The following is a 25,726-nucleotide window of genomic DNA, read 5'->3' as shown; positions in this document are numbered from 1 at the left end:
GGGACCATTGCGGATCAACGCATAGCACCTAAATCCTGCGTAACAACGGTGTGACCCTCGCCGGCGGGTGTACGCGCTCCCTCGTCATTCCGGGGCGCGCCCCTTGGCGGGCCCGGAATCCATCGGGCCCCACAGACCGCTGCGGGATGGATTCCGGGCTCGCGACTTCGTCGCGCCGGGGGAATGCCAAGGGGTGGCCGCCGCCCGGCCATCCACGCCGAATTTACTTAAAATGCCTGTGCATGGCTGGCCGGCGGTCCGATTTGCTTTGATTCGTCGCGTGGCCGTGCTATCGACCCGCGTCAACCCCACCGATGGGCTCCGATTCTCCGGCGATGCCGCAAGGCACGCTGAGGGCGGCGCTCATCCATAGCTATTTGCGGCAGGGCCGCAGGAAGGAGTTGGCAGATGGCCACGGTGCAACTTCAAGGCATTCGCGAAGCCTTTACGTTCGACGACGTGCTGTTGAAGCCGGGCCTGTCGGACGTCATGCCGGGCGAGGTCGACATCCGCTCCCGCGTCACCCGCGCCATTCCGCTCAACATCCCGATCATGGCCTCCGCCATGGACACGGTCACCGAAGCCCGCATGGCGATCGCCATGGCGCAGGCCGGCGGCCTCGGCGTCATCCACCGCAATTTCGATCCCGAAGGGCAGGCCGCCCAGGTCCGGCAGGTCAAGCGCTACGAGTCGGGCATGGTGGTGAACCCGCTCACCATCAGCCCTGACGCCACGCTCGACGATGCGCTCAAGCTGATGAGCGACCACGGCATCTCCGGCATTCCCGTCGTCACCGGTGCGAGCAAGAATACGCCCGGCAAGCTGGTCGGCATCCTCACCAACCGCGACGTGCGGTTTGCCACCGACCGCCGGCAAAAAGTCTCCGAGCTGATGACGCATGACAGCCTCGTCACGGTGCGCGAGAACGTCAGCCAGGACGAGGCGCGGCGGATGCTGCACCAGCATCGCATCGAGAAGCTGCTCGTGGTCGACGAGCAATATCGCTGCGTCGGCCTGATCACCGTAAAGGACATGGAGAAGGCGGTCGCTCATCCGCTCGCCTGCAAGGATGCGCAGGGCCGCCTGCGCGTCGCCGCCGCCACCACCGTCGGCGACACCGGCTTCGAGCGCACCGAGCGGCTGATCGATGCCGGCGTCGATCTCGTCGTCGTCGACACCGCACACGGCCATTCCCGCCACGTGCTGCATGCGGTCAATCGCATCAAGCGTCTGTCCAACTCCGTGCAGGTCGTTGCCGGCAACGTCGCCACCACCGAGGGCGCGCAGGCGCTGATCGATGCGGGCGCGGACTGCATCAAGGTCGGCATCGGCCCGGGCTCGATCTGCACCACCCGCATCGTCGCCGGCGTCGGCGTTCCCCAGCTCACCGCGATCATGGATGCGGTCGAGGCTGCAAAGAAATCCGACATTCCCGTTATTGCCGATGGCGGTATCAAGTTCTCCGGCGACCTTGCGAAAGCGCTCGCCGCCGGCGCCGACATCGCCATGGTCGGCTCGCTGCTCGCCGGCACCGACGAGACCCCCGGCGAAGTGTTCTTGTGGCAGGGCCGTTCCTACAAGGCCTATCGCGGCATGGGCTCGGTCGGGGCGATGGCGCGCGGTTCGGCCGACCGCTATTTCCAGCAGGACATCAAGGACACGCTCAAGCTCGTGCCTGAAGGCATCGAGGGCCAGGTGCCCTACAAGGGCCCGGTCGGCAACGTCATGCACCAGCTCGCCGGCGGCTTGCGCGCCGCGATGGGCTATGTCGGCGCAAAGGACATGAAGGACCTGCACGACAAGGCCCAGTTCGTCCGCATCACCGGCGCGGGCCTGCGCGAAAGCCACGTCCACGACGTCACGATCACGCGCGAGAGCCCGAACTATCCGGGCGCGGGTTAGGCGCTCCGCACACCGCTGTCATGCCCCGGCTTGACCGGGGCATCCAGTACTCCGCGGCCATTCGGCTCAATCACAGGCGTCTCGGAATACTGGATCGCCCGCCTTCGCGGGCGATGACAGCGAGAGTGTGCTTTTGTATTGACGCGCTCCTTTCCCTCCGCTTCCGTCCGGTCGAAACAAAATCCGGAGGAAGCCATCATGTCCCAAGCAAAACGCATCGTTCTCGCCGCACGTCCCGTCGGTGAACCCAAGCCATCCGATTTTCGTCTGGAGGAATTCGCGATTCCGGCGCCCGGCGCAGGTGAAGTCCTGCTGCGCACGATCTGGCTCTCGCTCGATCCCTATATGCGCGGGCGCATGAGTGACGGTCCGTCCTACGCAGCACCTGTGCCGGTCGGCGGCGTGATGGAAGGCGAGGCGGTCAGCGAGGTCGCGGCCTCCAACAATCCTGATTTCGCCAAGGGCGACATCGTGCGCGCCCGTACCGGCTGGCAGTCGCACGCGATCTCCAACGGCAAGGGCTTGATCAAGGTAGATCCGAAGCTCGGTCCGATCTCGACCTCCATCGGCGTGCTCGGCATGACCGCCTATACGGGCCTGCTCGACATCGGCAAGCCGCAGGAAGGCGAGACCGTCGTCGTCGCCGGTGCCTCCGGTGCGGTCGGCTCGGCCGTCGGCCAGATCGCGAAGATCAAGGGCGCGCGCGCAGTCGGCATCGCCGGCGGCAAGGACAAGTGCGACTACGTGGTGAAGGAGCTCGGCTTCGATGCCTGCCTCGATCACCGCGAAACCGATTTCGCCGCGAAGCTGAAGTTTGCCTGCCCGAAAGGCATCGACGTCTATTTCGAGAATGTCGGCGGCGCCGTGTTCGAGGCGGTGTTCCCGCTGCTCAATCCGTTCGCGCGCGTGCCGGTTTGCGGCCTGATCGCCCATTACAACGACACCGAGGCCAAGCCGCCGAAATGGGCCGCAGCGATGATGCGCGCGACGCTGACCAAGCGGCTCACCTTCCGCGGCTTCATCGTCTCCGACTTCGCCTCCCGCCATGGCGACTTCCTGCGCGACATGTCCACCTGGGTCCGCGACGGCAAGGTCAAGTACAAGGAGTTCGTCACCGAGGGCCTGGACAGCGCGCCCGGCGCCTTCATGGGGCTCCTGAAGGGCGCCAATTTCGGCAAGCAGCTGGTGCGGGTGGGGCCGGACAAAGCTTAACTGCAAGGCCTAGTTGCAAGGGCGTCACACCCCGGACATCGATGGTTAACAAAGAGTGACCGATCGGCCACACCTGCCCGCAAAAGCCGCAGGTGTGACCGTCGGTTCATTGACGGCTGAGCGAAGGCATTGAATCATCGCGCATATTTTAGGTGCTGCGATGTTAGTGTCTGTTCCAAAACATGTTGAGTCGAATGAATCGGTTGTGATTCAAGGTGAGCGGCCTGATTCGATGGGGACGCGCCGCCAATGTGGACTACCGAGAACCGTGCACGCTACGACCGCAGCCGCCTGCGCTATCCGAGCGACTTGACCGACGAGGAGTGGGCGCTGATCGCGCCTCGCATCCCGCCGGCCAAGCGCGGCGGCAACAAGCGTACGGTGGACCTGCGCGAGATTGCCAACGGGCTGATGTACATCCTGAGCACAGGTTGCCAGTGGCGCGCGATCCCCAAGGACCTGCCGCCGCGCTCGACGCTGTATGGCTACTTCGATCTGTGGAGCTGGAACGGCACGCTCGATAAAATTCATCACGCCCTCTATGTCGAATGTCGCGAAAGGGCCGAGCGCGAGGCTTCTCCCACCGCCGCCATCATCGATAGCCAGAGCGTGAAAAGCGCTGAAAAAGGGGGCCTCATGATCTCCATGGCTACGACGCGGGCAAGAAGATCAAGGGCAAGAAGCGGCACATTCTCGTCGACACGCAAGGCCTCTTGATGCACGCCATCGTGCATGCGGCGGACATCCAGGATCGCGACGGCGGCGTGCTCCTGATGGCAACGTTGTTCGGCCTCTATCCCTTTCTTCTGAAGCTCTACGCCGACGGCGGATATCAAGGGCCACATTTCCAGAAGGGGCTGCGTAGCGCTCTGAAGCGCGTGAACCTCGAAATCGTCAAACGCTCCGATCAGGCTCACCGTTTCGTCGTCTTGCCCAAACGCTGGATCGTCGAGCGTACCTTTGCCTGGCTCGGGCGATGCCGAAGACTGTCCAAAGATTGGGAATGCTTCAATCACAGGGCGCTCGCCTTTCTCAAGCTGGCCTCCATCCGACTCATGCTGCGAAAGCTATGCAATCCAAGGTAATCTTTCCGGACAGACTCTTAGTACGACTGAGTCACAAAACCGCAGGCTTTATCCGGCCGGAATCAGCGATGGTTGAAGCATGGACCATCAGCCGAGGAGGCTACATGAGCGGGCGTGGCACCAAGACCAGTGAGATGCGATTTGCGACGTATTTGGAAGGGCTTGCCAGCGTCATCGGTCATGCTGATCGGAAGGCACCGCTGCGCGACTATCGCGTCGGCCTCATGGCCTGTGGCGGTCGTAAGAGCGTGGAGCCAATGGCGGCGATGACGGCTCCGGAACGGACGGCCGCCCAACATCAATCGCTGCTGCATTTCGTCGGCAGCGGCGCCTGGTCGGATGAGAAGGTGCTGGGCAAGGTACGAGAGATGGTCCTGCCGGCGATCGAACGCCAGGGCCCGATCGAAGCTTGGATCATCGATGACACCGGATTTCCCAAGCAGGGGCGACATTCGGTTGGAGTTGCACGGCAATATTGCGGGCAGCTCGGCAAGCAGGATAATTGCCAGGTGGCGGTGTCATTATCGATTGCCAATCACCACGCCAGCCTGCCTGTTGCCTACCGCCTTTATCTTCCGAAGGAATGGACTGAGGATTGCGATCGGCGGCGCAAGGTGGGCATTCCTGCCGAAGTCGGCTTCCGGACCAAGCCGGAGATCGCGCTGGAGCAGTTGCGGTGGGCCTGTGCGACCGGCCTTCCGCGTGGTGTCGTGCTGATGGACGCGGGCTATGGCAACAACAGCGATCTGCGCACGGAGATCACGGCGCTGGGATTGACCTATGTGGCGGGTCTTCTGTCGAGCACAACGGTATGGGCGCCCGGCACCGGTCCCTTGCCGCCGAAGCCATGGTCGGGCCGCGGCCGTCCCCCGAAACTGATGCGCCGCAACCGTCAGCGTCGGCCGGCCGCCGTTAAAGCGCTCGCGATCGGCCTGCCGGCCAAAGCTTGGCGCACCATCACGTGGCGGCAAGGAACGAACGAAAAGCTGAGCTCGCGCTTTGCCCGCGTGCGGGTCCGTGCCGCGCACCGTGATTATTGGCAAACCACCCAGCGGTTGGAGGAATGGTTGCTGATCGAATGGCCGAAAGGCGAGGACCAGCCTACCAAATACTGGCTCTCGACATTGCCGGAGGATGTGGCATTCCGGACTCTCGTAGAGACGGCTAAATTGCGCTGGCGCATCGAACGCGACTATCAGGAACTCAAGCAGGAGGTCGGGCTTGGCCACTTCGAGGGACGCGGCTGGCGCGGCTTTCATCATCACGCAACGATGTGCATTGCAGCCTTCGGATTCCTGATCTCCGAGCGGGAGGCGTTTCCCCCCTCGGGCGCTCGGCGCGCCCGGCCGATCCCGCTCGCTCGCGTTTCCGCGGATTACAGACCCCGCGGTTCTGCCGCTACGGACCCAACGTCACATTCCAAATTCGATCACGACGATGCGACGGCGACTCGAACAAGGGCTGGTCCGAACGTTGTCGAGATGTCCTTGTTGTGCAATCAAGTTCGCCCATTTCACAGACCACCGTTTGTGACGCAGTAAGATTAGTGTCTGTTCCAAAACATGTTGAGTCGAATGAATCGGTTGTGATTCAAGGTGAGCGGCCTGATTCGATGGGGACGCGCCGCCAATGTGGACTACCGAGAACCGTGCACGCTACGACCGCAGCCGCCTGCGCTATCCGAGCGACTTGACCGACGAGGAGTGGGCGCTGATCGCGCCTCGCATCCCGCCGGCCAAGCGCGGCGGCAACAAGCGTACGGTGGACCTGCGCGAGATTGCCAACGGGCTGATGTACATCCTGAGCACAGGTTGCCAGTGGCGCGCGATCCCCAAGGACCTGCCGCCGCGCTCGACGCTGTATGGCTACTTCGATCTGTGGAGCTGGAACGGCACGCTCGATAAAATTCATCACGCCCTCTATGTCGAATGTCGCGAAAGGGCCGAGCGCGAGGCTTCTCCCACCGCCGCCATCATCGATAGCCAGAGCGTGAAAAGCGCTGAAAAAGGGGGCCTCATGATCTCCATGGCTACGACGCGGGCAAGAAGATCAAGGGCAAGAAGCGGCACATTCTCGTCGACACGCAAGGCCTCTTGATGCACGCCATCGTGCATGCGGCGGACATCCAGGATCGCGACGGCGGCGTGCTCCTGATGGCAACGTTGTTCGGCCTCTATCCCTTTCTTCTGAAGCTCTACGCCGACGGCGGATATCAAGGGCCACATTTCCAGAAGGGGCTGCGTAGCGCTCTGAAGCGCGTGAACCTCGAAATCGTCAAACGCTCCGATCAGGCTCACCGTTTCGTCGTCTTGCCCAAACGCTGGATCGTCGAGCGTACCTTTGCCTGGCTCGGGCGATGCCGAAGACTGTCCAAAGATTGGGAATGCTTCAATCACAGGGCGCTCGCCTTTCTCAAGCTGGCCTCCATCCGACTCATGCTGCGAAAGCTATGCAATCCAAGGTAATCTTTCCGGACAGACTCTTAGAGATTGGTATTTTCAGCGTAATCCTTCTGGCTGCCGGCTATTGGGCGACCCTGTTCGTCATGGGCCGTCGCGACGACGTCATCCATGGCAAGTTCGTCCACGTCGACGAGGAGGGCGATTTCACGCCAGCCGCGATGCCGGCGCCACCACCGCCATTCCCGAAACGTCCGGGCAAAGCTGCGCAGCCTGACAAGGTCCAGCCTGCGAAGGCGGAGGCGAGGCCGGTGAACAGCGATGCGCTGCAATCGCTGCTGGCTGCGATCCAGCAGGATCTCAAGACCATCGCCTGATCCGCGATCCTCAGACGCTGCCGCGCTCGACCAGGAACAGCTCGACGGCGAGCCGCTGCTCGGCGCGCGGCGTGCCTGATAGCCGCGCCAGAAGCAGTTCGCCCGCGATCCGTCCCACGGCCGCCGCATCGAACGAGATGGTGGTGAGACCGGGCGTGATCTGATCGGCGACGTCGTTGTCGCCGAAGCCGAGCAGCGCCAGATCGCGCGGCACCGAGAGGCCGCGGGCGCGGGCCTCGATCAGCGCGCCGGTCGCGAGCAGATCGTTGGCGCAGAACACCGCATCGACGTCGCCGCCGCGTTCGAGCAGGGCGGTGAAGGCGGCGCGGCCGTCGACGAGGCCCGTGATCTCACCGACGCCGATCTCGTGGACGATCTTGAGGCCGAGCTTTGCCGCTGCGTCCCGAAAACCGTCGCGGCGCAGCGCGCCACGGCCGCTGCTGCGTCCGATGAAGGCGACGCGGCGATGTCCGCCCTCAGCCAGCCTGCGCGCCGCCATCGCGCCGGCATCCGCATTGGGCAGGCCGACCAGCATGTCGATGGGGTCGCGCGGAAACGCCCAGGTCTCGATCACGGGAATGCCGAGCTCGAGCAGCGCGGCGCGATTCTCCTCGAGCTCGATCACGCCGGTGAACATCGCTGCTGCGGGGCGGATGCCGCGCAGCGAATGGATCATCGCGACTTCCTTGGCATAGGAGTAGGAGGTCTGGCCGACCAGCACCTCGAAGCCTTCCGGCTCCAGCGTGGCGGCGAAGCTGCGCACCGCGAGCCCGAACTGCTGGCTGAGAATGTTGGAGACGAAGGCCATCACCACATTCGAGCGCCCCGAGCGCAGCGCGCGCGCATGCGGGTTGGAGGCGTAACCGGTCGCCTCGATCACTTCGAGGATACGCTCGCGAGTCTCGCGATTGACCTTCTCGGGGTGGCGTAGCACCCGCGACACCGTGATCGGCGCGACGCCCGCACGCTCCGCGACCTCCTCGATGCGCGGCGGCCGCCCGCTCGCGCTGGCGCGGCCGGGCGGCGCTGGAATGCGCACAACGTCGTCATAGGTCGGCTTTGCCGGATCGGTCATCGAATCCCGAGTGTAATCGCAGTCGGTATCGTCTCCAAAACTCAGCGCGCCGGCAGCTCGTCGCGCGACAGCGCGCGGCCGACCTGGACCAGGCAGTCGCCGCTCTGGCTGTCGGTGTGCAGGCGCTGCGAGATCACGATGCCGTCGGCGGGGAAGCGCAGCACCTCTTCCGGCAGCTCCGGGCGCTCGAAATCATGGTACCAGCCGGCGACGTCGCCGGCCGCAACCCGCGTGCCGACCATGACGGCGGGCTCGAACCAGCCGCGACGGGTCGCGAACACCGCCTGCGCATGGCTTTGCAGCGCCAGCAATTCGGTGGCGCGCTCGACCGGCGCGTGAGGGCCCAGCACCGGCGCCTGGACGATGCTGAGCGCGAGCAACAGCCGGTCGATCGCGCGCGCCGTGAGCGCCATGGTCTGCGGCGTGACGGTGCCGCCGCCGCCGAATTCACCGGAGAGCCCGATCGCGCCGGCGCGTGCAGCCGCGGCCATCGAGGTCGGAGCGGTCGCGCCGTTTTCGGCGACGAAGGCGAAGGGCATCCCCAACCCCTCCATCAGGCGCAGCGCGTGGCCGAACATCTCGGGCGTGCCCTGCCGCTCGATCAGCGCGCAAGGCACATGCGCCATCGAGGTGCCGCCGGAATGGATGTCGAAGACGACTTCGTGCCGCGGAAACAGCTCGTGCTCGAGGAAGTGCGCAAGCCGGAACGTCGGCGTGCCCGCGGCATCGCCGGGGAAGGCGCGGTTGAGGTTGCCTTCGTCGAGCGGCGAGCGGCGCCGCGCCGCCATCACGGCCGGCCAATTGGCGAAGGGCAGGATGGTGATCTCGCCTTTGACGTCCTTTGCATCGAGCCGGCGATACAGCCGCGTCAGCGCGATCTCGCCCTCATATTCGTCGCCGTGATTGCCGGCCATCAAAAGCAGTTTTGGCCCGGCGCCGTTCCTGATCCGGAAGATCGGGATCTTGAGCTGGTAGTAGGGGGAGCGATCGATCGAGAAGGGAATGCCGAGATGGCCCGACCATTTCTGGTCTTTCTCGAAATCGATCTCGTGGAAAAGTCCGGTATGCATGGCTTGCCTCGCGGCCGCGCCGTCGCCGGCGCCGGCCAAAGGTTGAAAGGGTGGCGGTGCCTTGGCTTTACAGCAAGGCGACAACGGTCATCTCGACGCGCAGGTCGGGATCGGCGAGGCGGGCTTCGACGCAGGCGCGGGCCGGCGGGTTGGCCGGATCGATCCAGGCATCGTAGACCGAGTTCATGGTGTCGAAGTCGGTGATATGAGGCAGGAAGACGTTGACCGCGATTAGCTTCGACCGGTCGGAGCCCGCTTCCTTCAGCAACGCGTCGATCTTGGCGAGCACCTGCTGGGTCTGCGACACGATGCCGGCCTTGCGGTCGTCAGCGACCTGGCCGGCGATGTGCACCATACCGCCGGCGGCGACGGCCTGGCTCATGCGCGAGCCGACGACGTAACGTTTGATCATCTCAAAATTCTCCTCGTGAAGCTTGGCTCCCACATTGGTGCGGGAGCCGTGTGCTAGTTCACAGCGTCGGCAGCGTCTGCTCTTCCTTGAACCATTTCAGCTGAAGTGCGCCGAGCTTGCCGTTGAGCTTGTTGAAGAAGATGTCGGTGTTGATCCAGTTGAGCAAGTTCTGCTCGCCCTGGCGCACGCCGACATGGGCTGGCGACTGGCGGATCAGGAATTTCAGCTCGACCTCCTTGGTCGGGTTCTGGTCCTGAACCTTCAACGCGATGGCACTGTTCTCGGCAAAGGTGTCGGCTTGTCCTGCGAGAAACGCGGCGAGCGCGGCCGGCGTGTCCTCGAAGCGCACCAGCTTCACCTTCGGCGCGTTGTCGGTGAGCCAGACGTCGAGCGTCGAGCCCTTGGCCACCGCAACGCTGCGGCCATCGAGATTGTCGGGCTTCTTGCCGGTCGCGGCCGGAATTGCCTTGGCGCCATAGACGCCGAGATTCACCACCGCATAGGGCTGCGAGAACATCACCTGCTGGGCGTGCTCGGGCGTCGCGCCGAGGCCCGCGATCAGGATATCGATCTTGTCGGAGAGCAGGCTCGGGATGCGCGCTGCGCCCGTCACCGGCACGAGCTCGAGCTTCACGCCCATGTCGGCGGCGATCAGCCGGGCGAGATCGGCGTCGAGGCCCGCGATCTCGCCCTTGTCGTCCTTGAAGCCCCACGGCGCGGCATCGGTCAGCAGGCCGACGCGCAGCTTGCCCGCGCCGAGCACGTCCTGGAGCTTGTCGGCTTGCGCGAGAGTGGGGGCAGCGAGCACGGCGAGCGCGGTGGCTGCGATCGCAAAGAGGGATTTCAGTGGTGTCATGGCTCTCTCCTGATCGGGGATTGGTGGATGGTTATTTGGCGGACGCGATGAAGCTGGCGAGCTCGGGGGTTTCAGGATTGGCGAACAGCTTTGCCGGCGTTCCCTGTTCCCAGACGCGGCCCTGATGCATGAAGACGATGCGGTCGGCGACGTTGCGGGCAAAGCCCATCTCGTGAGTGACGAGGATCATGGTCATGCCCTGCTTCGCCATCGCCTCCATCACCTTCAGGACTTCGCCGACGAGCTCGGGGTCAAGCGCGGAGGTGACCTCGTCGAACAGCATGAGGTGAGGGGCCATGGCGAGGCAGCGCGCGATGGCGACGCGCTGCTGCTGGCCGCCGGAGAGCTGCTCCGGCCAGGCGTCGATCTTGTCGGCGAGGCCGACCCTGGTCAGCACGTCCTCGGCCAGCGCCCGCGCGCGGGCCTTGTCGATACGGCCGGTGAGGAGCGGAGCGAGCGTGATGTTGCGCTCGACTTTCAGATGCGGAAACAAATTGAAAGCCTGGAACACGATGCCGACGCGCTGACGGAATGCCTTCAGGTCAGGCATCCTGGCGTGGACCTTCTCGCCCTCGACGCGGATCTCGCCGGAATCGACGCTCTCCAGCGCATTGATGCAGCGGAGCAGGGTCGACTTGCCCGAGCCGGAGCGGCCGATGATCGTGACGATTTCGCCTTCCTCGACGTCGAGCGAGACGCCCTTGAGCACCTCGACCTTGCCGAATGTCTTGTGCACGTCGCGGATTTCAACGAGAGCCATCGAGGCGGGCCTCCAGAGAGCGGGACCAGAGCGTGAGCGGCAGGCACAGCGCGAAATAGATCGCGGCGACCAGCGCGTAGGTGAGCAGCGGCTGGAACGTCGCCGCGCTCACCACTTGCCCGGCGCGGGCAAGCTCGACGAAGCCGAGGATCGAGGCGAGCGAGGTGCCCTTGATGAGCTGCACCAGGAATCCGACGGTCGGCGGCAGCGACAGCCGCAGCGCCTGCGGCGCGATGATGTGACGGAATTGCTGCCAGGCCGAGAGGCCGAGACAGCTGCCTGCCTCCCATTGCGCCTGCTTCACGGCTTCCAGCCCGCCGCGCCAGATCTCGCCGAGGAAGGCGGCGGTGTAGAGCGTGTAGGCGACGGTGACGGCAACGAGGGCCGGCACCTGGATGCCCAGGAACATCGGCATGCCGAAATAGAAGAAGAACAGCAGCCCGAGCAGCGGCACGCTCTGGATCACCTGGATGCACGCCGCCATCGTCCAGCGCAGGCCGGCGACGCGGCTGATGCGGCCCGTGGCGAGCGCCAGCGCCAGCGGCGCACCGAAGGCGAGCGCGAGCACGACCAGCGCAACTGTCCAGCGCAGCGCCGCGAACAGCGAGACGAAATCGATGAGGGTGAAGGATCGCATCGCTTTCCCCTCAGCGCCGCCGCGGCCAGCGGAAGGCCGCCAGACCGATGATGGCGAACAGCGCCTTGAACGACATCGCCATCGCGAAATAGACCACGCAGATCACCGCATAGACTTCGAAGCTGCGATAGGTGCGGCTCTCGATGAAGCCCGCGACGTGAAACAGCTCGTCGGCCGCGACCTGCGAAGCGAGCGAGGTGCCGAGCAGCAGCAGGACGAACTGGCTGGTCACGGCCGGATAGGCGTTGCGCAGCGCCGGCGGCAGCAGGATGTGACGGAACACCTGCCAGCCCGACAGGCCAAGGCACTGGCCTGCCTCGATCTGGTTCTTCGGCACGGAGTCGAGGCCGGCGCGGATGATCTCGACCGAATAGGCGCCGAAATAGAGCGACAGCGCGACGGCGGCGGCTTCGAAGGCCGGCAGCTTCAGGCCGAAGTTCCGCAGCACGAAGAAGACGATGAAGATCTGGATCAGCGACGGCGTGTTGCGGAACAGCTCGATGTAGCCGCGCACCAGCCAGCGCAGCGGCGTGATGCGGCCGTTCAGCGCGACCGCGCCGGCAACGCCGATCAGAAGCCCGGCTAGCGCCGCGATCACCGTCAGTTCGAGCGTGACGATGGCCCCGTCGATGAGCTGGTTCTGATAGCGCCACAGCGGCAGGAAATTCATCGCGCGCGCCGCCTCAGCCGAACTGGGTGGGGAGGGCGCGCGTCACGACGCCGTCGGCGTCGAGGCCGAGGATGACGCGCCAGCGGTCGAGGCAGGTGCAGGGATGCGAGATGCCGAAGGCGATGACGTCGCCGACCGCAAGCGTGCCATCGGGCGCAACGGACAGGAATGCATGCTGGTCATTGAGACGGGTGACCGACAAGGTCTCGGCGAGCCCCTGCTGCGCGACGCCGTCGCGGAAGACGTGTAGCGGCACCGGCAATCCCTGATCGAAGGAGGCATCGCGCATGCCGAAGCCGGCGATCGCAAGACCTGCTTCCGGCCGCGACAGCACCTCGGCCCAGAGTTTAAGCGCAGGTTGGAAACCTTCGACCGCCGAATGCCGCGCGCCGTCGATGACGAGACCGCCGCGACGGTCGAGCTCGGCGAAGGCGCGCGCGTAAATGCCGTGATCGCCGAAGAACAGCGCGCCTGAGCGCAAGAGGACGCTGGCGTTGCCGTCTGCCTGCGCGCTTGGCGCGAGCGCGCGGGCGACGACGTCGAAATAGGCCGAGCCGCCGGCGCTGATGATCAGCGGCCGGCCCGGAGCAGCATGACGTACCAGCGCGAAGGCCTCGATGGTGCGCTCCATCAGCGCCGCGATCGCGGGCATCGTCTCGTCGGCATCGGGCGTTGCGACCGCGCCTTCGTAAGTGGCGACACCGCCGAGCATGAGCCGGTCGGCCGCGAGCACGGCTGCGATCGTCGCTTCGACCGCGGCGCGATCTCGCGCGCCGGCCCGGCCCGCGCCGAGCTCGACCAGCACGGACAATTCGCGGCGGTCCGCAATCCGCGCCGCTTCCGCCAGCGCTGCGACCGCCGCCGGTGAATCCGCGAAGGCGTGGAATGCGACGTCGGGATAGGCGCCGAGCAACGCGCCGAGCCGCCGGCCGGCCGCGAGCCCGCCGATCTCATTGGCCAGCAGCAGGCGCCGCTCGCCGCTCGCGAGTAGCACGGCGGCCTGCTGGATGTTGGCAACCGTCGTGCCCCAGGCGCCGGCCTCGCGCAGCGACCGGGCGAGCTCCGGCGACATCGGCGTCTTGGCGTGGGGCGCAACGGCAACGCCGGCGCTATTGCACCATCGCAGGAAGAGCTCGCGATTGGCCGCGAAGGCGGCTTCATCGAGGGTGAGGGCGGGCAGAGCGAGATCGCCGCGGCAAGGCTGCCAATTCTGGCGGGCGATCTCCTCGATCGGCAGGCCATCGACCAAGGGAATGCCCCGCGTGGTCGTTGAAAGACGTTGGCTCTCCCACCGGGACAAGAACTGCATCATCGCTCCCTCAGCGGCCCCTCGACCGCCAGGGAACGATAGGTCGGAATGACAACGTTGTCATTAGCGGATTCTAGCCAATCTTGGCGCGAATTCGATGCAGGGAGGTAATTTGGTAAGGTGTTGTACCCGTGAATTGGGCTAGTGCTCGCCGCCCATCTGGGCGAGCAGCTCCTCGATATCGACATCGACCTGGCCCGCGGCCCTGACGTGACGAACTTCAAGACTGTTCGGCCGAAAGCGGTATTCGACGAGCCCGACTTCCTTGATCGCGATCCGGTCCTGGCGCGCGTCGTTGATCCTGAAGCCGGCCGACGGCGCCCAGACATGGCGGGTGTGGCGGTAGGTGAAGTCGCGCCGCTGGTGCACGTGCCCGCTGGCGATGAGGCGCAGGTCCACTGTCGAGAACATCTCGATCAGGCGCGCGCGTGCCGGCTGCGGCACGTAGCGGATCGAGGTCTCCGGCGTCTCGGGGTCGTCGGGCAGGTTGCGAAACATCGGCTTGTGCACGAACAGCGCGATCGGCCTGCCGTTGATGCGCGCCATTTCCCGGGACAACCAGTCGAACTGCTCGGCCTCGAAGGCGAGCCCTGAATTCATCACCAGCGAGTTCAGGCCGATGAAATGCCAGCCGGCCGCTTCGAACGACCAATGGTCTTCGCCGATGATGTCACGGAATTGTTGGCGGTGCTTTTCCTCGACCGGCGGCTTGGGCGCAGGCCCGATCGCGGTCGGATTGTCGCCGATGTCGTGATTGCCGGGAATGTAGCGGCAGGCGACGGGCAGGGCGTCGTGCCGGCTCTTGGCGAATTCGACATCGTCGCGACTTGTCGGCCCGTCGAAGGAGACGTCGCCGGTGTTGACGACGAGGTCGGGCCTATCAGCGTCGATGTGCTCGCTGACGCGATCGAAGTTGGCGATCAGGCCGGGGAAGCGCCGGCCGAGATGGGTGTCGGAAATCTGCGTGAGGCGAAATTCGGACATGGCATGAGCATACGCGTTGTCGCACGTCGGAACGATGACGGCGCGCGCATGCATTGCGATGAAACAAAGTTTAAAGCACGCGATAGCGGATCGTGTAGGCGTCCTGCGGAGCGACGCTGCCGGTGGCCGGCGAGGCGATGCGGTCGGCGAGGTGCCAGGGTCCGAACTGCTCGGACCGGTGCGGCTCGGCGGGCAGGCGGAGGCGGAATTCAAAGGTGCCCTTGCCGGGCAGGTTCACGACCAGCACGCGGTCGGCGGTGCGGTGGTTGAGCGCCACGGCGCCGCGCAGCACCGAGCGGCCATCACCGAGCTCGCGCACGCCATCGACCAGCGCCAGCGTCTGGTTGCGATCGGTGCGCAGCTCGATCTGGCTGTCGGACACCGCTGTGAGCGTTTCCCTCGGCATCCGGATCTCGAACTCGACCGCCGGCTTGGAGGGATTGAGGCCAAGATAGGCCAGCGCGGCGTGGCGCATGTCGTAGGCGGCGAAGGCCAACAGGGCGAGGGCGGCGAGAGTGGCGAGGCCATGCCTGACGACGTCGCGCCAGCTCCGGTAGCCCAGGCGGAAGTACACCGTCATCGCCAGCGCGACCGCGAGCGCCGCCGCCATGCCTGAGAGCGCCGACATCAGGACGCCGAGCCGGCCGTCCGCGGATTCGGTCAAAAGGCTGGAGAGGGTGTTCATGTCAGCCTCTTGGCGCTAGCTCGCCTTGCGGCCCCGGGGACCGAAATCGCTTTAACTATCGGCCTTTGGTCGCGGGACCGGGAACACCGGTTCAACTCGTTGATTGTCAGCGCCAGCAGTCGCGGCTAATGACGGTCCGCGGTGTTCCGCCTGACGGGAAAGTTCCGATGTCCATCCAAATGGTTTTGCTGCCTGTCTTCGTGCAGGTCGGTCTCACCTTCGTACTCCTGATCGGAATGGCGCTGGCGCGCCGGCGCTCGCCGGTCTCCGGCGAGACCAAGAGCCGCGACATTGCGCTGGGCGAGCAGTTCGAATTGCCGGTGCTGTTCTACGCGCTGATCGCGCTGGCGCTGCCCTTGCGCCATGCCGATCTCTTCATCGTGCTGATGTCCTGGGTGTTTGTGGTGACGCGGTTCGCCCATGCCGGCGTGTTCGTCTCCTCCAACGATCTCGGCCGGCGCTCCACGATCTGGCTCGCGGGCGCGCTTGTGCTGCTCGCGATGTGGATCTACTTCGCGCTGAAGATGCTGTTGCTGATCTAGGCGCGCGCATGATCCGGACCCGGAGGGCCGCGTTAGCGCAAAGTGGATACCGGTTTTCCGACAAGATCATGCGCAAAACAAAAATAGCCAATCCTGACCTGAAAGATTCAAATGACTCCCGCTGCCCGGCTGTCCGCAGCCATCGAACTGATCGACACCATCGAGAAGGACCGCGTGCCCGCGGCCAAGGCGCTGAAGGAGTGGGGCACCGCGCACCGCTTCGCCGGCTCCGGCGACCGCGCCGCCATCGCCGGCCTCGTCTGGGACGTGCTGCGCCGCTATGCCTCGAGCGCCTTCCTGATGGACGCCGACACCGCGCGTGCGCGGCTGATCGGCATGCTCCGCCTCGAGCGCAACATGGACGCGGCCACCATGGGCGCGCTGTTCGACGGCAGCCGGTTTGCACCGGCGCCGCTGACCGAGGCCGAGCAGGCCGCGCTGGTCTCGCGGTCCCTCAAGGACGCGCCGGCTGCGATCGCCGGCGATTATCCTGACTGGCTCGACCCGTACTTTGCGAAAGTGTTCGGCGAGGAGCGCGCCGCGGAGGCGGCCGCGATGGCGAGCCGTGCGCCGCTCGATTTGCGCGTCAACACGCTAAAATCCAATCGCGACAAGGTGCTGCGCGGGCTTGCTCATCTTCATGCGGAACCGACGCCATGGTCCGCAAACGGCCTGCGCATCGAGCTTTCGGCCGATGCGCGCAATCCCGGCCTCCAGGCGGAGGAGGATTTCATCAAGGGCGCCGTTGAAGTTCAGGATGAGGGATCGCAGCTTGCGGCCAGCTTCACCGCGGCAAAGCCCGGCGAGCAGGTGATCGATCTCTGCGCCGGCGCCGGCGGCAAGACGCTGGCGCTCGCAGCCATGATGCAGGGCAAGGGCCGGCTGATCGCCACCGACAGCGACAAGCGCCAGCTTGCCCCGATCCACGAGCGCCTGTCGCGCGCCGGCGTCCATAATGCCGATGTCCACACGCCCAAAGGCGAGGCCGATCCGCTGGCCGACATCAGCGGCACCGCCGACCTCGTCGTGATCGATGCGCCCTGCACGGGAACCGGCACCTGGCGCCGCAACCCCGACGCCAAATGGCGCATGCGCCCCGGCGCGCTGGAGATCCGCCTGCGCGACCAGGCCGAGGTGCTGGAGCGCGCCGTGCCGCTGGTCAAGGCCGGCGGCCGCATCGCCTACATCACCTGCTCGGTGCTGGCGGAAGAGAACGGCGAGCAGGTGAGGGCGTTCACCGCCCGCCATCCAGAGTTCGCGATCGTGCCGCCCGAGCAGACCGCAAGCGTGCTCTGGGACAAGGCGGAGGATTTCGCAAAGGCCGCACTGCAGTCAGACGAAGGCTGGCTGATGACGCCGCGGCGGACGGGCACGGACGGGTTCTTCGTTTCGGTGCTGCGGAAGACGTAGCTCTCGTAGGGTGGGCAAAGCGAAAGCGTGCCCACCATTCGCAGTTTGAAAGATGGTGGGTACTGCGCGCGAAGAGCGCGCCTCTGCCCACCCTACGGCACCGCGTGTGCCGCGCCGCAGTTCCCCCAAAACAAAAGCCCCGCGAACCGAAGCTCGCGGGGCTTTCTAACTCGACGTTCTGCCGGTACGTCCGTGGTCAGAACGGTGCGTGGGCGTTAGCCGACGCGGAGATTGTCAGCCGACGACTTGCCGCTGCGGCGGTCGGCGACGATGTCGAACGAGACCTTCTGACCCTCGTTGAGGGAGGAGAGGCCAGCGCGCTCGACGGCGCTGATGTGAACGAACACGTCCTTCTGGCCGTCATCCGGCTGGATGAAACCATAACCCTTTTGGGTGTTGAACCACTTCACGGTGCCCATAGCCATGGGAATTTCCTTTAGTTAGTTAGAGAGGATACGCACGTGGACCGGTACGCGAAATTGCGCCCATGATCCTGTTCAGTCGATGTTTGGGGAAGTCATCTGAAGCGTGCGCGCCCGTCTGCAACGAAGCGAAGCGGCCCAGTCGTTCGGCCAAGTATCGATGATCACAATATAGCGAGAATTTGGGGCTACTTCAAGGCACCACCCGTGGGCCGGCATGTGGCGCGGCTTTGCTATTTTGCGGTGCAAATGAGCCGCCCGACAGCCCTCAATCCACGATGAAAAGCGTCGCCCCCGTGGCCGTCGAGGACCGGTGCGCGGCGTCGCCGAAGTCCGAGACCTGGTAGCTCATCCCCGCGGTCAGCTTGAATTTCCGCCCGTCGCGCAGCTCGCTGTCGAGCTCGCCCTCGAGCACGTAGAGCACGTGGCCGCGGTCGCACCAATGGTCGGCGAGATAGCCCGGCGAATACTCGACCATCCGCACCCGGAGATCGCCGATGTTGAGCGTCCGCCACTTGGCCTGCCCGGTCTCGCCGGGATGCGTGGTGGCCTCGACCTTGCTCCAGTCGGTGACGGTGAAGGGAGAGGCGGGGAGTTTCATGGGGAATCCTATGTCAGAGCCGGCGGCGCTGTTGTTAGCGCACGCGTGTCCGGCAGTCTCCGTCATTGCGGGCGATACTCGGTGTCATCGCCCGACTTGATCGGGCGATCCAGCATTCCAGAGGCCGCGCCGTGATGCGGAAAAGCCGCGGCGTACTGGATTCCCCGCTTGCGCGGGGAATGACAGCGGTGGATGGGGCGGCACCGTCTGCACACGATAAGCGCGTGGCCGACAGCAATGCGCGCAAGCGTCACTGCGCCAAATGGTTCGCCGACCCCTGCACGATTAGCCCCGCGTCATTCACCCGCAGATACTCGCAGATCCGCTTCCCCCGCTCGTTCTCGTAAAACACCACGACGCTATCCGGGCTGACGAACAGGTCGATCAGCGCAAAATGCAGCTCCGGCAGCAGGGCGAGCGCCTTGCCCCAATACCCCCGCAACGCGTCCTTGCCGCGCACGGTGCCGCTGGCGTCGAACCCCATCGCGGGGATGCGGTCCGAGGTCATCACGGTGTCCTCGGCGTAGAGCGTCAGCACGCGCTCGAGATCGCGCGCGTTCCAGGCCTCGACCCAGGTCCGGCCGAGCGCGGCAAGCGTTGATGGCTGATGGTGCTGTGACATCGCGTTCTCCCTGATTGGCCCCCTGTTTGGCGTGAGGGCATATTAGGTCAATAATACTGACCTATATCGATTTGTCCATGCCCAAAGAAGAATGTGGGCGCGCGCATCGCGCGGTTGCGGGCAGGGGCACGGTCGCGTATTTGCTGGCCATGACAGCAGCACAGAACGACCGCTCCGCGTCGACGCCCTCGGTGGCCTCGGCGCACGACAAGATTCTCATCGTCGACTTCGGCAGCCAGGTGACGCAGCTGATCGCGCGTCGCGTGCGCGAGGACGGCGTCTATTGCGAGATCGTCCCGTTCAACAAGGCCGAAGAGGCCTTCAAGGAGATGAAGCCGAAAGCGGTGATCCTCTCCGGCGGGCCTGAGTCGGTGCACGAGGCCGGCTCGCCACGCGCGCCGCAGCTGATCTTCGCCTCCGGCGTGCCGGTGCTCGGCATCTGCTACGGCCAGATGACCATGGCGGAGCAGCTTGGCGGCACGGTCGAGGGCGGCCATCATCGCGAATTCGGCCGCGCCGATGTCGAGGTGAAGGCGCCGAGCAAGCTGTTCGAGGACGTCTGGTCGCCGGGCGGCAAGAACCAGGTCTGGATGAGCCATGGCGACCGCATCACGAAAATGCCGCCGGGCTTCTCGGTGGCCGGCACCTCGCCGAACGCGCCGTTCGCGATCATCCAGGACGAGGCGCGCAAGTACTACGGCCTGATGTTCCACCCCGAAGTGGTGCACACGCCCGACGGCGCCAAGCTGATCCGCAATTTCGTGCGCAAGATCGCCGGCCTCTCCGGCGACTGGACCATGCGCGCCTTCCGCGAGGAAGAGATCGCAAAGATCCGCGCCCAGGTCGGCAAGGGCAAGGTGCTCTGCGGCCTCTCAGGCGGCGTCGATTCAGCCGTCGCGGCCGTGCTGATCCACGAAGCCATCGGCGACCAGCTCACCTGCGTGTTCGTCGACCACGGCATGCTGCGCCTCGACGAAGCCAAGACCGTCGTCGATTTGTTCCGCCACCACTACAACATCCCGCTCGTGCATCTGGACGCCTCCAAGCAATTCCTGGGCGAGCTCGAAGGCGTCACCGACCCCGAGACCAAGCGCAAGACCATCGGCCGCCTCTTCATCGAGGTGTTCGAGGCGGAGGCCAAGAAGATCGGCGGCGCCGACTTCCTCGCGCAAGGCACGCTCTATCCTGATGTGATCGAGAGCGTTTCCTTCACCGGCGGCCCCTCGGTGACGATCAAGTCGCACCACAATGTCGGCGGACTCCCTGAGCGCATGAACATGAAGCTCGTCGAGCCGCTGCGCGAGCTGTTCAAGGACGAGGTGCGCAAGCTCGGCCGCGAGCTCGGCCTGCCCGAAATCTTCGTCGGCCGCCACCCGTTCCCGGGCCCCGGCCTCGCCATCCGCTGCCCCGGCGACATCACCAGGGACAAGCTCGACATCCTGCGCAAGGCCGATGCCGTCTACATCGACCAGATCCGCAAGCACGGCCTCTACGACGACATCTGGCAGGCCTTCGCGGTGCTGCTTCCCGTCAAGACCGTCGGCGTCATGGGCGACGGCCGCACCTACGACTACGTCGTGGGCCTCCGCGCCGTCACCTCCACCGACGGCATGACCGCGGACTTCTACCAGTTCGACATGAAGTTCCTCGGCGAGACCGCCACGCGCATCATCAACGAGGTGAAGGGCGTGAACCGGGTGGTGTACGACGTGACGAGCAAGCCGCCTGGGACGATTGAGTGGGAGTAGGGGGCGATCACGAAGTGGGTCAGTCTGGCAGTTCTTGCACCCAAGTCTCGATGTCGACAGCGTCGCAATCCATTCTGGCGTACTGGGCTACTTGATCTGATGACGTGAGTACACGATGTCCGTTGTTCGATGCGATTGATGCGGTGTAGAGCTCAGTGTGATTGTCGTATGCCCCACGCGGAAAGCCGGAGTTCAGCTTTTCTGCGATGCGTGCAGCTCCGACATATGTCGACTTCTTCATTATGATCTTGTTACTGATGTGCGGGGCCAGGATCGCAGCTTCCTCTTCGTATAACTCGTCAAATTCCTGCCAGGCGCAGGCGGGCACCCCGATCGTGCCGCTAGCTAATTTTTCGATGAGAATAGATTGTAGATTCCCAGATGCAGCTGCGATCGCGTGAAGCCCGCTGGTGTCGACAACACAAGAGCACTTCGGCGCCGCCTCATTCATCTTGGAGCTCGCGGAGCTCGGCATCAGAGATCGATTTCGCGTACGCGAAGTAGGGCCGTTGGTACTTTGGCTTGAGTCCGGTCGAGCGGTAGAGATTGACTTCGCTTATGCGACCGTCGCTAAGGAGAGCATCGAACGCGCGGGCGAACTGATAGCCATACTTGGCTAGTTTCACTTTTTCCTGCGCGGGCGGTTGCGGTGGTCCGCCTTTTTTCTCAGAGTAGTCCGGGTTGGCGTTGTGGACGAGACGTTTCCACTTGTCGTAACTGCCGGAGCGGTAGAAGCTTAGCTGCTCAAGGCGTAGTACAGTGGCTTCCTGGCTGATTTTCAGTCTGCGCGAAGCCCAGCGTACGTCATCTTGGTCTGGGTCATTTGCAGGCGAGGAGGTGCCGAGAAGCGGCGCGACATAGCTGCGGGGCACAAGGAAAGCGCCAGCGAAGCGATTGCAAAGGCGCTCTGTCACATTTTCGCGCACGAACGGATCGGAGATACCCGACTTGCCCATGAGAACATGAGCTAGCTCTTGAATGAGGGTGAATAAGCGTCGTCCCCGAGTCTGCTGCATCGTGTTGATGACAACGACGGGATACAGAAAATGTGCGAGACAAAAGCCGCTTCCATCGGCATGCGGGAAGCTGTCATGAAGGACGAAAATGCCCTTTTCTTCGATCCTATTCCGGCAAACGTTGTAGAACTCGCGCGCGTCCTTCGCGTTTGACTGGTCCTCGATCGTGATGTTGAAAAAGCGACGAGCCGCAAGCGCGAACTCGTCAACGTCGTCGTTGTTGGTGGCTGTGAATGCAGGTAGCTGTGGTGCGCCGCGGACGCGCCCTTCGATAACCGTCCTTTGGATGCCCTCGGCAAAGTGGATGGCTTCTATCGTCTCGCGCGACTTGGCCCGGGGCGCCGGATTGGGCGATCGGAAATCTGGTAGCACATCGTGAAACTGAGGCGCTCGCTCCATGAAGAATATAAACGGAGGAAGCGCGAGCTCTTTGGCGATGTCATTTAAGATGCCTTGGCGCGGCTCTGGTTCGCGCTGGAGTTCGGACTCGAGTTGGGTAACACTGAGTCCGAGACGTTTCGAAAGTTGCTCCCGGGTGAGGGAACGGGCTCGCAAAACTTCGCGAAGAATGTTCGGATTGTAGGCCACGAATCGTCCTTGGCAGTGGGGCGCCTGACTATGAAATATGGGGACTTTTCTAGCTTGGTTCAACTAGGAGTTGGGCTGCACGTCGGTACCGCCCTGCTTCAGATGTACGGCGAGCTGGGGGTTGCGCCCTTGGTCCGGACAATTGGCCGTACGCGGAGCCTATTCCTTGCTCCTGACGGAGAACGGCCGCCCAAGGCTCTGGAAGAGGAACTGGACCGGCTCGAAAGCAGGTGCGAGATCTTCAAAATTCGGCTCTTCCAAGAATACCGGAAATACGTTCGCATCAATTCGTTCGTTGCAGTGCTTCTGGCAATCGTCTTGGTTGCGATCGCATACAAGGCGCAGGACGATGTCATCGAAGGCTACGAATGGACCACGGTCGTGATGTTCGCGCTCTCACTACTGCCTGCGCCTTCAACCCTCGGCGCGCTTTGGGTGGATGCAAATCGCCAAGTGAAGCCGATGAAGGACGAGGCCGACGATCTCGAAAAGCGCGCTCTAGCAAGTGCGTAAGACGGGTAGAGCGCAGCGAAACCCATAGGATTACGGTGACAGTGCATTTAACTATCGCTCGGCAAAGAAGGCTTGCGAGTTGAATTCACTGTCACCGCAATTCGTTTTGAGATTCTACTTCTCTGGCCAAATCACACGATCGTAGATCGACTACTGCTCCTTTTTGAATAAATCCTGGAAGATGAGCTGGCCCCAGATGCGGTCGCGTGCGTGCACCAGCGCGCCACCCTCGTTGAGCTTTCCCAGCTTGACAGGTGCGAAGCCGAGTTGTTTGGCCAGGGCCGCCACGGGAACGGTCGCGTCCTCGTCGTCACCAGACAAAAAGACGACCCGGTGGCCGCCCTCGACGATCGGATCGGCGGCCAGCTTGGCCGCAACCAGATGATTGAAAGCTTTCACGAGCCTGGCGCCGGTGAACGCCTTCGCGACGAAGGCGGAGGACGGGAGACCGTCCAGCTCCTCAGGCGGAACTAACGCATTCATCGCGTCGATGACCGTCTTGCCTTTCCAGCTCGGCAGGGCCTTCGCAACCTCGCGATGCTCCCCGAAGGGGACCGCCAGGATGATCGTTTCGGCCTCGAGTGCTTCCCGCAGCGACTTGGCGACGACCGTGGGGCCGATCGCCAGAGCCTGCGGCGCCAACGTCTCGGGCGGCCGGCGGCTCGCGACTGTTACCTCGATGTTCTTGCGGGCGAAGGCGTGGGCGAGGGCCTGGCCGACCTTGCCGAATCCTATAATTGCGTAGCTCATCATGCGTCTCCGATTTTCAGATGGCCGAGAAGCCGCCGTCGACAGACAACTCCACTCCATTCACGAAGCTCGAATCGTCTGAGGCAAGAAACAGCGCGACCGCCGCAATTTCCTCAGGACGACCCATCTTTCCCCGCGGGATCAGGGATTCGAACATCCGCTTCGCCTCCTCGGTGAGAACCTGGTCCTGCATCGGTGTGGCGATCGGCCCCGGGCTCAGCACGTTCACGCGGATATTCCTGCCCTTCAGTTCGTTGAGCCATGTGCGCGCGAATGAGCGCAACGCCGCTTTGCTCGCCGCATACACGCCGTAACCGGGAAAACCTTTCACCGACGCAACTGACCCGGTCATGAAGATCGATCCGCCATCGCCAAACAGCGGCAGCGCCTTCTGAACCGTAAACAGTGTGCCGCGCGTATTCAGGCCGAAGGCAGCATCGAAATGCTGCTCGGTAATCTCGCCCAGTGGGACGGCTTCGCCCATGCCGGCGCTTGCGTACAGGACGTCGATCTTGCCCTTGTCCCGCTTGACCGTGTCGAACAGACGGTCGAGGTCGTCGAGATTGGCCGCGTCGCCGCGCACGCCAGTCACGTTCCGGCCAATCAGCCTGACGGCCTCGTCGAGCGCCTCCTGCCTTCGGCCCGTGATGAAGACATAGGCGCCTTCTTCAACGAACCGCCTGGCGCTCGCCAGCGCCATGCCGCTCGATCCACCCGTGACGACTGCAACCTTACCTTCAAGCTTTCCCATGACTTCTCCTTTGAGACTCCGTCTTTGGTCGTTCGGGGAGACCCCCGAGGACCTCGACATAGGTCCGTCGGCGTCAGGCGTTGAGTGCGGAAGCGCGCACAGCGGTGGTGCGAAATCGATCCGGCTGGACGGCTGGCGCCAGCCGCGACGATTGGCGTTCGCCGTTCGGAATTGGGCCGCGCTTGCCGGCATAGGCTGCGATGACCGCCCGTGCTACCCACATACGAGATGCTGTTCGATGTATTGGACGGGCTTTGGAAGGCGCACCCCAGCGGTGCAGGATTGCACCATGATCGACTGGGATGACGTTCGCTACTTTCTTGCCGTCGCGCGCGGAGGCTCGGTGCGGGCCGCCGCCGAGCGCCTCGGGGTGAACCATTCGACCGTGCTGCGACGCGTCGCCCAGCTGGAGGAACGGCTCGGGGCGCTCATGTTCGAGAAGCTGCCTTCGGGCTACCGCCTGACGGCTGCAGGGGAGGAGGTCCTCGAGCTCGCGGACCAGATGGAGGCGTCGTCGCACCAGCTGGAGACGCGCGTGTTCGGCCGCGACCAGAGCGTGCGCGGGCTTCTGCGGGTGACGCTGGCACCGCCGCTGGCGACACACCTGCTCATGCCTGATTTCGCCGATTTCGCGCGTCTGCATCCGGACATCGAGATGGACATCCTGTCGTTCGGCGAGCTGGCAAATCTGACCAACCGAGAGGCCGACGTCGCGATCCGCGTCGTCTACGACCGCAAAACCCTGCCGCTCAATCTTCACGGCCTGAAGGGACCGGAGCTGTTCGGCGGCGTCTACATGTCCAGGGATCGCCTGGCCGCGTGGCGTGCGGGCGCGCCTGATCCCGTCAGGTGGATCGTCATAAGCATTCATGGAATTCCGGATTGGGCCCACGAGGGTGAGGTTCGCACCGCCGAAGTTCCGTTCAGGGTCACAGATGCCGGGGCGCAGATCGTTGCTGTACGGCAAGGGCTCGGGATCACGACACTGCCGTGCTTTGTCGGAGATGCCGATCCCTTGCTGGTGAGGGTGCCGGGCACCGACCCGCACATGTACGGAACGCTCTGGCTTCTCACACAGGGGGAGACGCGCAAGACGAAGCGCGTGCGGCTCTTCACCGAGTTCGTATCCCGCAGGCTCGCCGCGTACGCTCCGCTTCTCGCGGGGCTGTCCATATCGCGCGACTGACGCGGCAGGTCGCCGGCGACGCTTGCCGTAATCCGGTCGGAAGCCGAGCTGCGAACGCTCCAAGCGACATCGCGGCCTATGCGGAAATTGCCCTGAGCGTGGCCTTGCTGAGAGTTCGACGAGACAAGCGCAGTCCGCCCGAGA

The 25,726-nt window shown here is 64.2% G+C and carries 26 protein-coding genes and 2 pseudogenes; 11 read left to right on the top strand and 17 right to left on the bottom strand.

Features of this window, described 5'->3' with window-relative positions; genetic code table 11:
* Positions 1-408: 408 nt before the first annotated feature.
* The 6 genes and pseudogenes from guaB to HAP41_RS28415 all read left to right on the top strand — a co-directional run bounded on the left by guaB (position 409) and on the right by HAP41_RS28415 (position 6,975).
* On the top strand, positions 409-1,902 hold the full coding sequence (gene guaB / locus HAP41_RS28440; RefSeq protein ID WP_166095491.1) for an IMP dehydrogenase: 1,494 nt from the start codon (positions 409-411) through the stop codon (positions 1,900-1,902).
* A gap of 198 nt (positions 1,903-2,100) precedes the next feature.
* Complete coding sequence (locus tag HAP41_RS28435) at positions 2,101-3,114, top strand: NADPH-dependent curcumin/dihydrocurcumin reductase (protein WP_166095494.1); 1,014 nt, start codon at positions 2,101-2,103, stop codon at positions 3,112-3,114.
* A 249-nt stretch (positions 3,115-3,363) separates the two neighbouring features.
* Positions 3,364-4,199, top strand: a pseudogene (locus tag HAP41_RS28430) (IS5 family transposase).
* A gap of 104 nt (positions 4,200-4,303) precedes the next feature.
* Positions 4,304-5,740: an IS701 family transposase gene (locus HAP41_RS28425; protein WP_166105738.1), complete on the top strand. Its 1,437-nt coding sequence runs from the start codon at positions 4,304-4,306 to the stop codon at positions 5,738-5,740.
* An 88-nt stretch (positions 5,741-5,828) separates the two neighbouring features.
* Positions 5,829-6,664 (top strand): annotated as a pseudogene (locus HAP41_RS28420) (IS5 family transposase).
* The gene (locus HAP41_RS28415) at positions 6,649-6,975 is read left to right on the top strand and encodes a hypothetical protein (protein WP_166095501.1); all 327 of its coding nucleotides are present in this window, start codon (positions 6,649-6,651) and stop codon (positions 6,973-6,975) included. The pseudogene HAP41_RS28420 and the gene HAP41_RS28415 overlap by 16 nt, the downstream one beginning before the upstream one ends.
* A gap of 10 nt (positions 6,976-6,985) precedes the next feature.
* On the opposite strand, the gene HAP41_RS28410 is transcribed toward HAP41_RS28415, so the two are convergent.
* The 10 genes from HAP41_RS28410 to HAP41_RS28365 form a co-directional block, all read right to left on the bottom strand.
* Complete coding sequence (locus HAP41_RS28410) at positions 6,986-8,050, bottom strand: LacI family DNA-binding transcriptional regulator (RefSeq protein WP_166095504.1); 1,065 nt, start codon at positions 8,048-8,050, stop codon at positions 6,986-6,988.
* Positions 8,051-8,091: 41 nt separating this feature from the next.
* On the bottom strand, positions 8,092-9,120 hold the full coding sequence (locus HAP41_RS28405; protein WP_166095507.1) for a succinylglutamate desuccinylase/aspartoacylase family protein: 1,029 nt from the start codon (positions 9,118-9,120) through the stop codon (positions 8,092-8,094).
* A gap of 67 nt (positions 9,121-9,187) precedes the next feature.
* Positions 9,188-9,532 carry a RidA family protein gene (locus tag HAP41_RS28400; protein WP_166095512.1) on the bottom strand — a complete coding sequence of 115 codons (345 nt, stop codon included), beginning with the start codon at positions 9,530-9,532 and terminating at the stop codon, positions 9,188-9,190.
* 58 nt (positions 9,533-9,590) lie between these two features.
* Positions 9,591-10,388, bottom strand: coding sequence for a transporter substrate-binding domain-containing protein (locus HAP41_RS28395; protein WP_166095524.1), 798 nt, complete (start codon positions 10,386-10,388; stop codon positions 9,591-9,593).
* A 31-nt stretch (positions 10,389-10,419) separates the two neighbouring features.
* Positions 10,420-11,148 carry an amino acid ABC transporter ATP-binding protein gene (locus HAP41_RS28390; protein WP_166095534.1) on the bottom strand — a complete coding sequence of 243 codons (729 nt, stop codon included), beginning with the start codon at positions 11,146-11,148 and terminating at the stop codon, positions 10,420-10,422.
* The gene (locus HAP41_RS28385; RefSeq protein ID WP_166095537.1) at positions 11,135-11,785 is read right to left on the bottom strand and encodes an amino acid ABC transporter permease; all 651 of its coding nucleotides are present in this window, start codon (positions 11,783-11,785) and stop codon (positions 11,135-11,137) included. Before HAP41_RS28385 ends, HAP41_RS28390 begins: the two co-directional genes overlap by 14 nt.
* A gap of 10 nt (positions 11,786-11,795) precedes the next feature.
* Positions 11,796-12,455 (bottom strand): amino acid ABC transporter permease, encoded by a 660-nt coding sequence (locus HAP41_RS28380; protein ID WP_166095542.1) that lies wholly within the window; start codon positions 12,453-12,455, stop codon positions 11,796-11,798.
* A gap of 13 nt (positions 12,456-12,468) precedes the next feature.
* Positions 12,469-13,764: an amino acid deaminase gene (locus tag HAP41_RS28375; RefSeq protein ID WP_166095545.1), complete on the bottom strand. Its 1,296-nt coding sequence runs from the start codon at positions 13,762-13,764 to the stop codon at positions 12,469-12,471.
* A gap of 141 nt (positions 13,765-13,905) precedes the next feature.
* Complete coding sequence (locus HAP41_RS28370; protein WP_166095550.1) at positions 13,906-14,748, bottom strand: metallophosphoesterase family protein; 843 nt, start codon at positions 14,746-14,748, stop codon at positions 13,906-13,908.
* A gap of 70 nt (positions 14,749-14,818) precedes the next feature.
* On the bottom strand, positions 14,819-15,433 hold the full coding sequence (locus tag HAP41_RS28365; protein ID WP_166095558.1) for an acriflavin resistance protein: 615 nt from the start codon (positions 15,431-15,433) through the stop codon (positions 14,819-14,821).
* A gap of 167 nt (positions 15,434-15,600) precedes the next feature.
* On the opposite strand from HAP41_RS28365, the gene HAP41_RS28360 reads away from it, so the two are divergent.
* Positions 15,601-15,975, top strand: coding sequence for an MAPEG family protein (locus HAP41_RS28360; protein WP_166095561.1), 375 nt, complete (start codon positions 15,601-15,603; stop codon positions 15,973-15,975).
* Positions 15,976-16,086: 111 nt separating this feature from the next.
* On the top strand, positions 16,087-17,385 hold the full coding sequence (locus HAP41_RS28355) for an RsmB/NOP family class I SAM-dependent RNA methyltransferase (RefSeq protein ID WP_166095566.1): 1,299 nt from the start codon (positions 16,087-16,089) through the stop codon (positions 17,383-17,385).
* Positions 17,386-17,600: 215 nt separating this feature from the next.
* On the opposite strand, the gene HAP41_RS28350 is transcribed toward HAP41_RS28355, so the two are convergent.
* The 3 genes from HAP41_RS28350 to HAP41_RS28340 form a co-directional block, all read right to left on the bottom strand.
* Positions 17,601-17,810 carry a cold-shock protein gene (locus HAP41_RS28350; RefSeq protein ID WP_008141931.1) on the bottom strand — a complete coding sequence of 70 codons (210 nt, stop codon included), beginning with the start codon at positions 17,808-17,810 and terminating at the stop codon, positions 17,601-17,603.
* Between the two features lie 265 nt (positions 17,811-18,075).
* On the bottom strand, positions 18,076-18,408 hold the full coding sequence (locus tag HAP41_RS28345) for a DHCW motif cupin fold protein (RefSeq protein WP_063983785.1): 333 nt from the start codon (positions 18,406-18,408) through the stop codon (positions 18,076-18,078).
* Between the two features lie 250 nt (positions 18,409-18,658).
* Entirely contained in the window at positions 18,659-19,030 is a 372-nt protein-coding gene (locus HAP41_RS28340) for a nuclear transport factor 2 family protein (protein WP_166095575.1), read from the bottom strand.
* A gap of 149 nt (positions 19,031-19,179) precedes the next feature.
* Here HAP41_RS28340 and guaA point away from each other — a divergent pair, with 149 nt between their 5' ends.
* Positions 19,180-20,778 (top strand): glutamine-hydrolyzing GMP synthase, encoded by a 1,599-nt coding sequence (guaA, locus tag HAP41_RS28335; protein ID WP_166105740.1) that lies wholly within the window; start codon positions 19,180-19,182, stop codon positions 20,776-20,778.
* A gap of 19 nt (positions 20,779-20,797) precedes the next feature.
* Here the strand turns inward: guaA and HAP41_RS28330 are convergent, their stop codons facing one another.
* Both HAP41_RS28330 and HAP41_RS28325 read right to left on the bottom strand, forming a co-directional pair.
* Positions 20,798-21,229: a hypothetical protein gene (locus tag HAP41_RS28330; protein ID WP_166095580.1), complete on the bottom strand. Its 432-nt coding sequence runs from the start codon at positions 21,227-21,229 to the stop codon at positions 20,798-20,800.
* Positions 21,222-22,382 (bottom strand): ImmA/IrrE family metallo-endopeptidase, encoded by a 1,161-nt coding sequence (locus tag HAP41_RS28325; RefSeq protein WP_166095584.1) that lies wholly within the window; start codon positions 22,380-22,382, stop codon positions 21,222-21,224. Before HAP41_RS28325 ends, HAP41_RS28330 begins: the two co-directional genes overlap by 8 nt.
* Positions 22,383-22,412: 30 nt before the next feature.
* Between HAP41_RS28325 and HAP41_RS28320 the strand changes: the two genes are divergently transcribed.
* Positions 22,413-22,895 carry a hypothetical protein gene (locus HAP41_RS28320; RefSeq protein WP_166095600.1) on the top strand — a complete coding sequence of 161 codons (483 nt, stop codon included), beginning with the start codon at positions 22,413-22,415 and terminating at the stop codon, positions 22,893-22,895.
* Between the two features lie 150 nt (positions 22,896-23,045).
* Here HAP41_RS28320 and HAP41_RS28315 read toward each other — a convergent pair whose 3' ends face one another.
* Both HAP41_RS28315 and HAP41_RS28310 read right to left on the bottom strand, forming a co-directional pair.
* Positions 23,046-23,645, bottom strand: coding sequence for an NADPH-dependent F420 reductase (locus HAP41_RS28315; RefSeq protein ID WP_248577121.1), 600 nt, complete (start codon positions 23,643-23,645; stop codon positions 23,046-23,048).
* 16 nt (positions 23,646-23,661) lie between these two features.
* Complete coding sequence (locus HAP41_RS28310) at positions 23,662-24,396, bottom strand: SDR family NAD(P)-dependent oxidoreductase (protein WP_166095607.1); 735 nt, start codon at positions 24,394-24,396, stop codon at positions 23,662-23,664.
* Positions 24,397-24,685: 289 nt separating this feature from the next.
* Here HAP41_RS28310 and HAP41_RS28305 point away from each other — a divergent pair, with 289 nt between their 5' ends.
* On the top strand, positions 24,686-25,582 hold the full coding sequence (locus tag HAP41_RS28305; RefSeq protein WP_166095615.1) for a LysR family transcriptional regulator: 897 nt from the start codon (positions 24,686-24,688) through the stop codon (positions 25,580-25,582).
* The last annotated feature ends 144 nt before the right edge of the window (positions 25,583-25,726 follow it).

The organism is Bradyrhizobium barranii subsp. apii, from assembly GCF_011516635.5.
GTDB classification, from domain to species: Bacteria; Pseudomonadota; Alphaproteobacteria; order Rhizobiales; family Xanthobacteraceae; genus Bradyrhizobium; species Bradyrhizobium barranii.
Note: the sequence above shows the minus strand (reverse complement) of the source record. Positions and strands in the feature narration are given on the sequence as shown.

Coding starts and splice junctions, on each gene's coding strand:
- HAP41_RS28370 (WP_166095550.1), bottom strand. CDS start 14,748: ATGTCCGAATTTCGCCTCACGCAGATTTCCGACACCCATCTCGGCCGG.
- HAP41_RS28310 (WP_166095607.1), bottom strand. CDS start 24,396: ATGGGAAAGCTTGAAGGTAAGGTTGCAGTCGTCACGGGTGGATCGAGC.
- HAP41_RS28355 (WP_166095566.1), top strand. CDS start 16,087: ATGACTCCCGCTGCCCGGCTGTCCGCAGCCATCGAACTGATCGACACC.
- HAP41_RS28375 (WP_166095545.1), bottom strand. CDS start 13,764: ATGCAGTTCTTGTCCCGGTGGGAGAGCCAACGTCTTTCAACGACCACG.
- HAP41_RS28425 (WP_166105738.1), top strand. CDS start 4,304: ATGAGCGGGCGTGGCACCAAGACCAGTGAGATGCGATTTGCGACGTAT.
- HAP41_RS28435 (WP_166095494.1), top strand. CDS start 2,101: ATGTCCCAAGCAAAACGCATCGTTCTCGCCGCACGTCCCGTCGGTGAA.
- HAP41_RS28340 (WP_166095575.1), bottom strand. CDS start 19,030: ATGTCACAGCACCATCAGCCATCAACGCTTGCCGCGCTCGGCCGGACC.
- HAP41_RS28320 (WP_166095600.1), top strand. CDS start 22,413: ATGAAATATGGGGACTTTTCTAGCTTGGTTCAACTAGGAGTTGGGCTG.
- HAP41_RS28345 (WP_063983785.1), bottom strand. CDS start 18,408: ATGAAACTCCCCGCCTCTCCCTTCACCGTCACCGACTGGAGCAAGGTC.
- HAP41_RS28385 (WP_166095537.1), bottom strand. CDS start 11,785: ATGCGATCCTTCACCCTCATCGATTTCGTCTCGCTGTTCGCGGCGCTG.
- guaA (WP_166105740.1), top strand. CDS start 19,180: ATGACAGCAGCACAGAACGACCGCTCCGCGTCGACGCCCTCGGTGGCC.
- HAP41_RS28415 (WP_166095501.1), top strand. CDS start 6,649: ATGCAATCCAAGGTAATCTTTCCGGACAGACTCTTAGAGATTGGTATT.
- guaB (WP_166095491.1), top strand. CDS start 409: ATGGCCACGGTGCAACTTCAAGGCATTCGCGAAGCCTTTACGTTCGAC.
- HAP41_RS28350 (WP_008141931.1), bottom strand. CDS start 17,810: ATGGCTATGGGCACCGTGAAGTGGTTCAACACCCAAAAGGGTTATGGT.
- HAP41_RS28315 (WP_248577121.1), bottom strand. CDS start 23,645: ATGAGCTACGCAATTATAGGATTCGGCAAGGTCGGCCAGGCCCTCGCC.
- HAP41_RS28390 (WP_166095534.1), bottom strand. CDS start 11,148: ATGGCTCTCGTTGAAATCCGCGACGTGCACAAGACATTCGGCAAGGTC.
- HAP41_RS28395 (WP_166095524.1), bottom strand. CDS start 10,388: ATGACACCACTGAAATCCCTCTTTGCGATCGCAGCCACCGCGCTCGCC.
- HAP41_RS28365 (WP_166095558.1), bottom strand. CDS start 15,433: ATGAACACCCTCTCCAGCCTTTTGACCGAATCCGCGGACGGCCGGCTC.
- HAP41_RS28405 (WP_166095507.1), bottom strand. CDS start 9,120: ATGCATACCGGACTTTTCCACGAGATCGATTTCGAGAAAGACCAGAAA.
- HAP41_RS28380 (WP_166095542.1), bottom strand. CDS start 12,455: ATGAATTTCCTGCCGCTGTGGCGCTATCAGAACCAGCTCATCGACGGG.
- HAP41_RS28400 (WP_166095512.1), bottom strand. CDS start 9,532: ATGATCAAACGTTACGTCGTCGGCTCGCGCATGAGCCAGGCCGTCGCC.
- HAP41_RS28410 (WP_166095504.1), bottom strand. CDS start 8,050: ATGACCGATCCGGCAAAGCCGACCTATGACGACGTTGTGCGCATTCCA.
- HAP41_RS28330 (WP_166095580.1), bottom strand. CDS start 21,229: ATGAATGAGGCGGCGCCGAAGTGCTCTTGTGTTGTCGACACCAGCGGG.
- HAP41_RS28360 (WP_166095561.1), top strand. CDS start 15,601: ATGTCCATCCAAATGGTTTTGCTGCCTGTCTTCGTGCAGGTCGGTCTC.
- HAP41_RS28305 (WP_166095615.1), top strand. CDS start 24,686: ATGATCGACTGGGATGACGTTCGCTACTTTCTTGCCGTCGCGCGCGGA.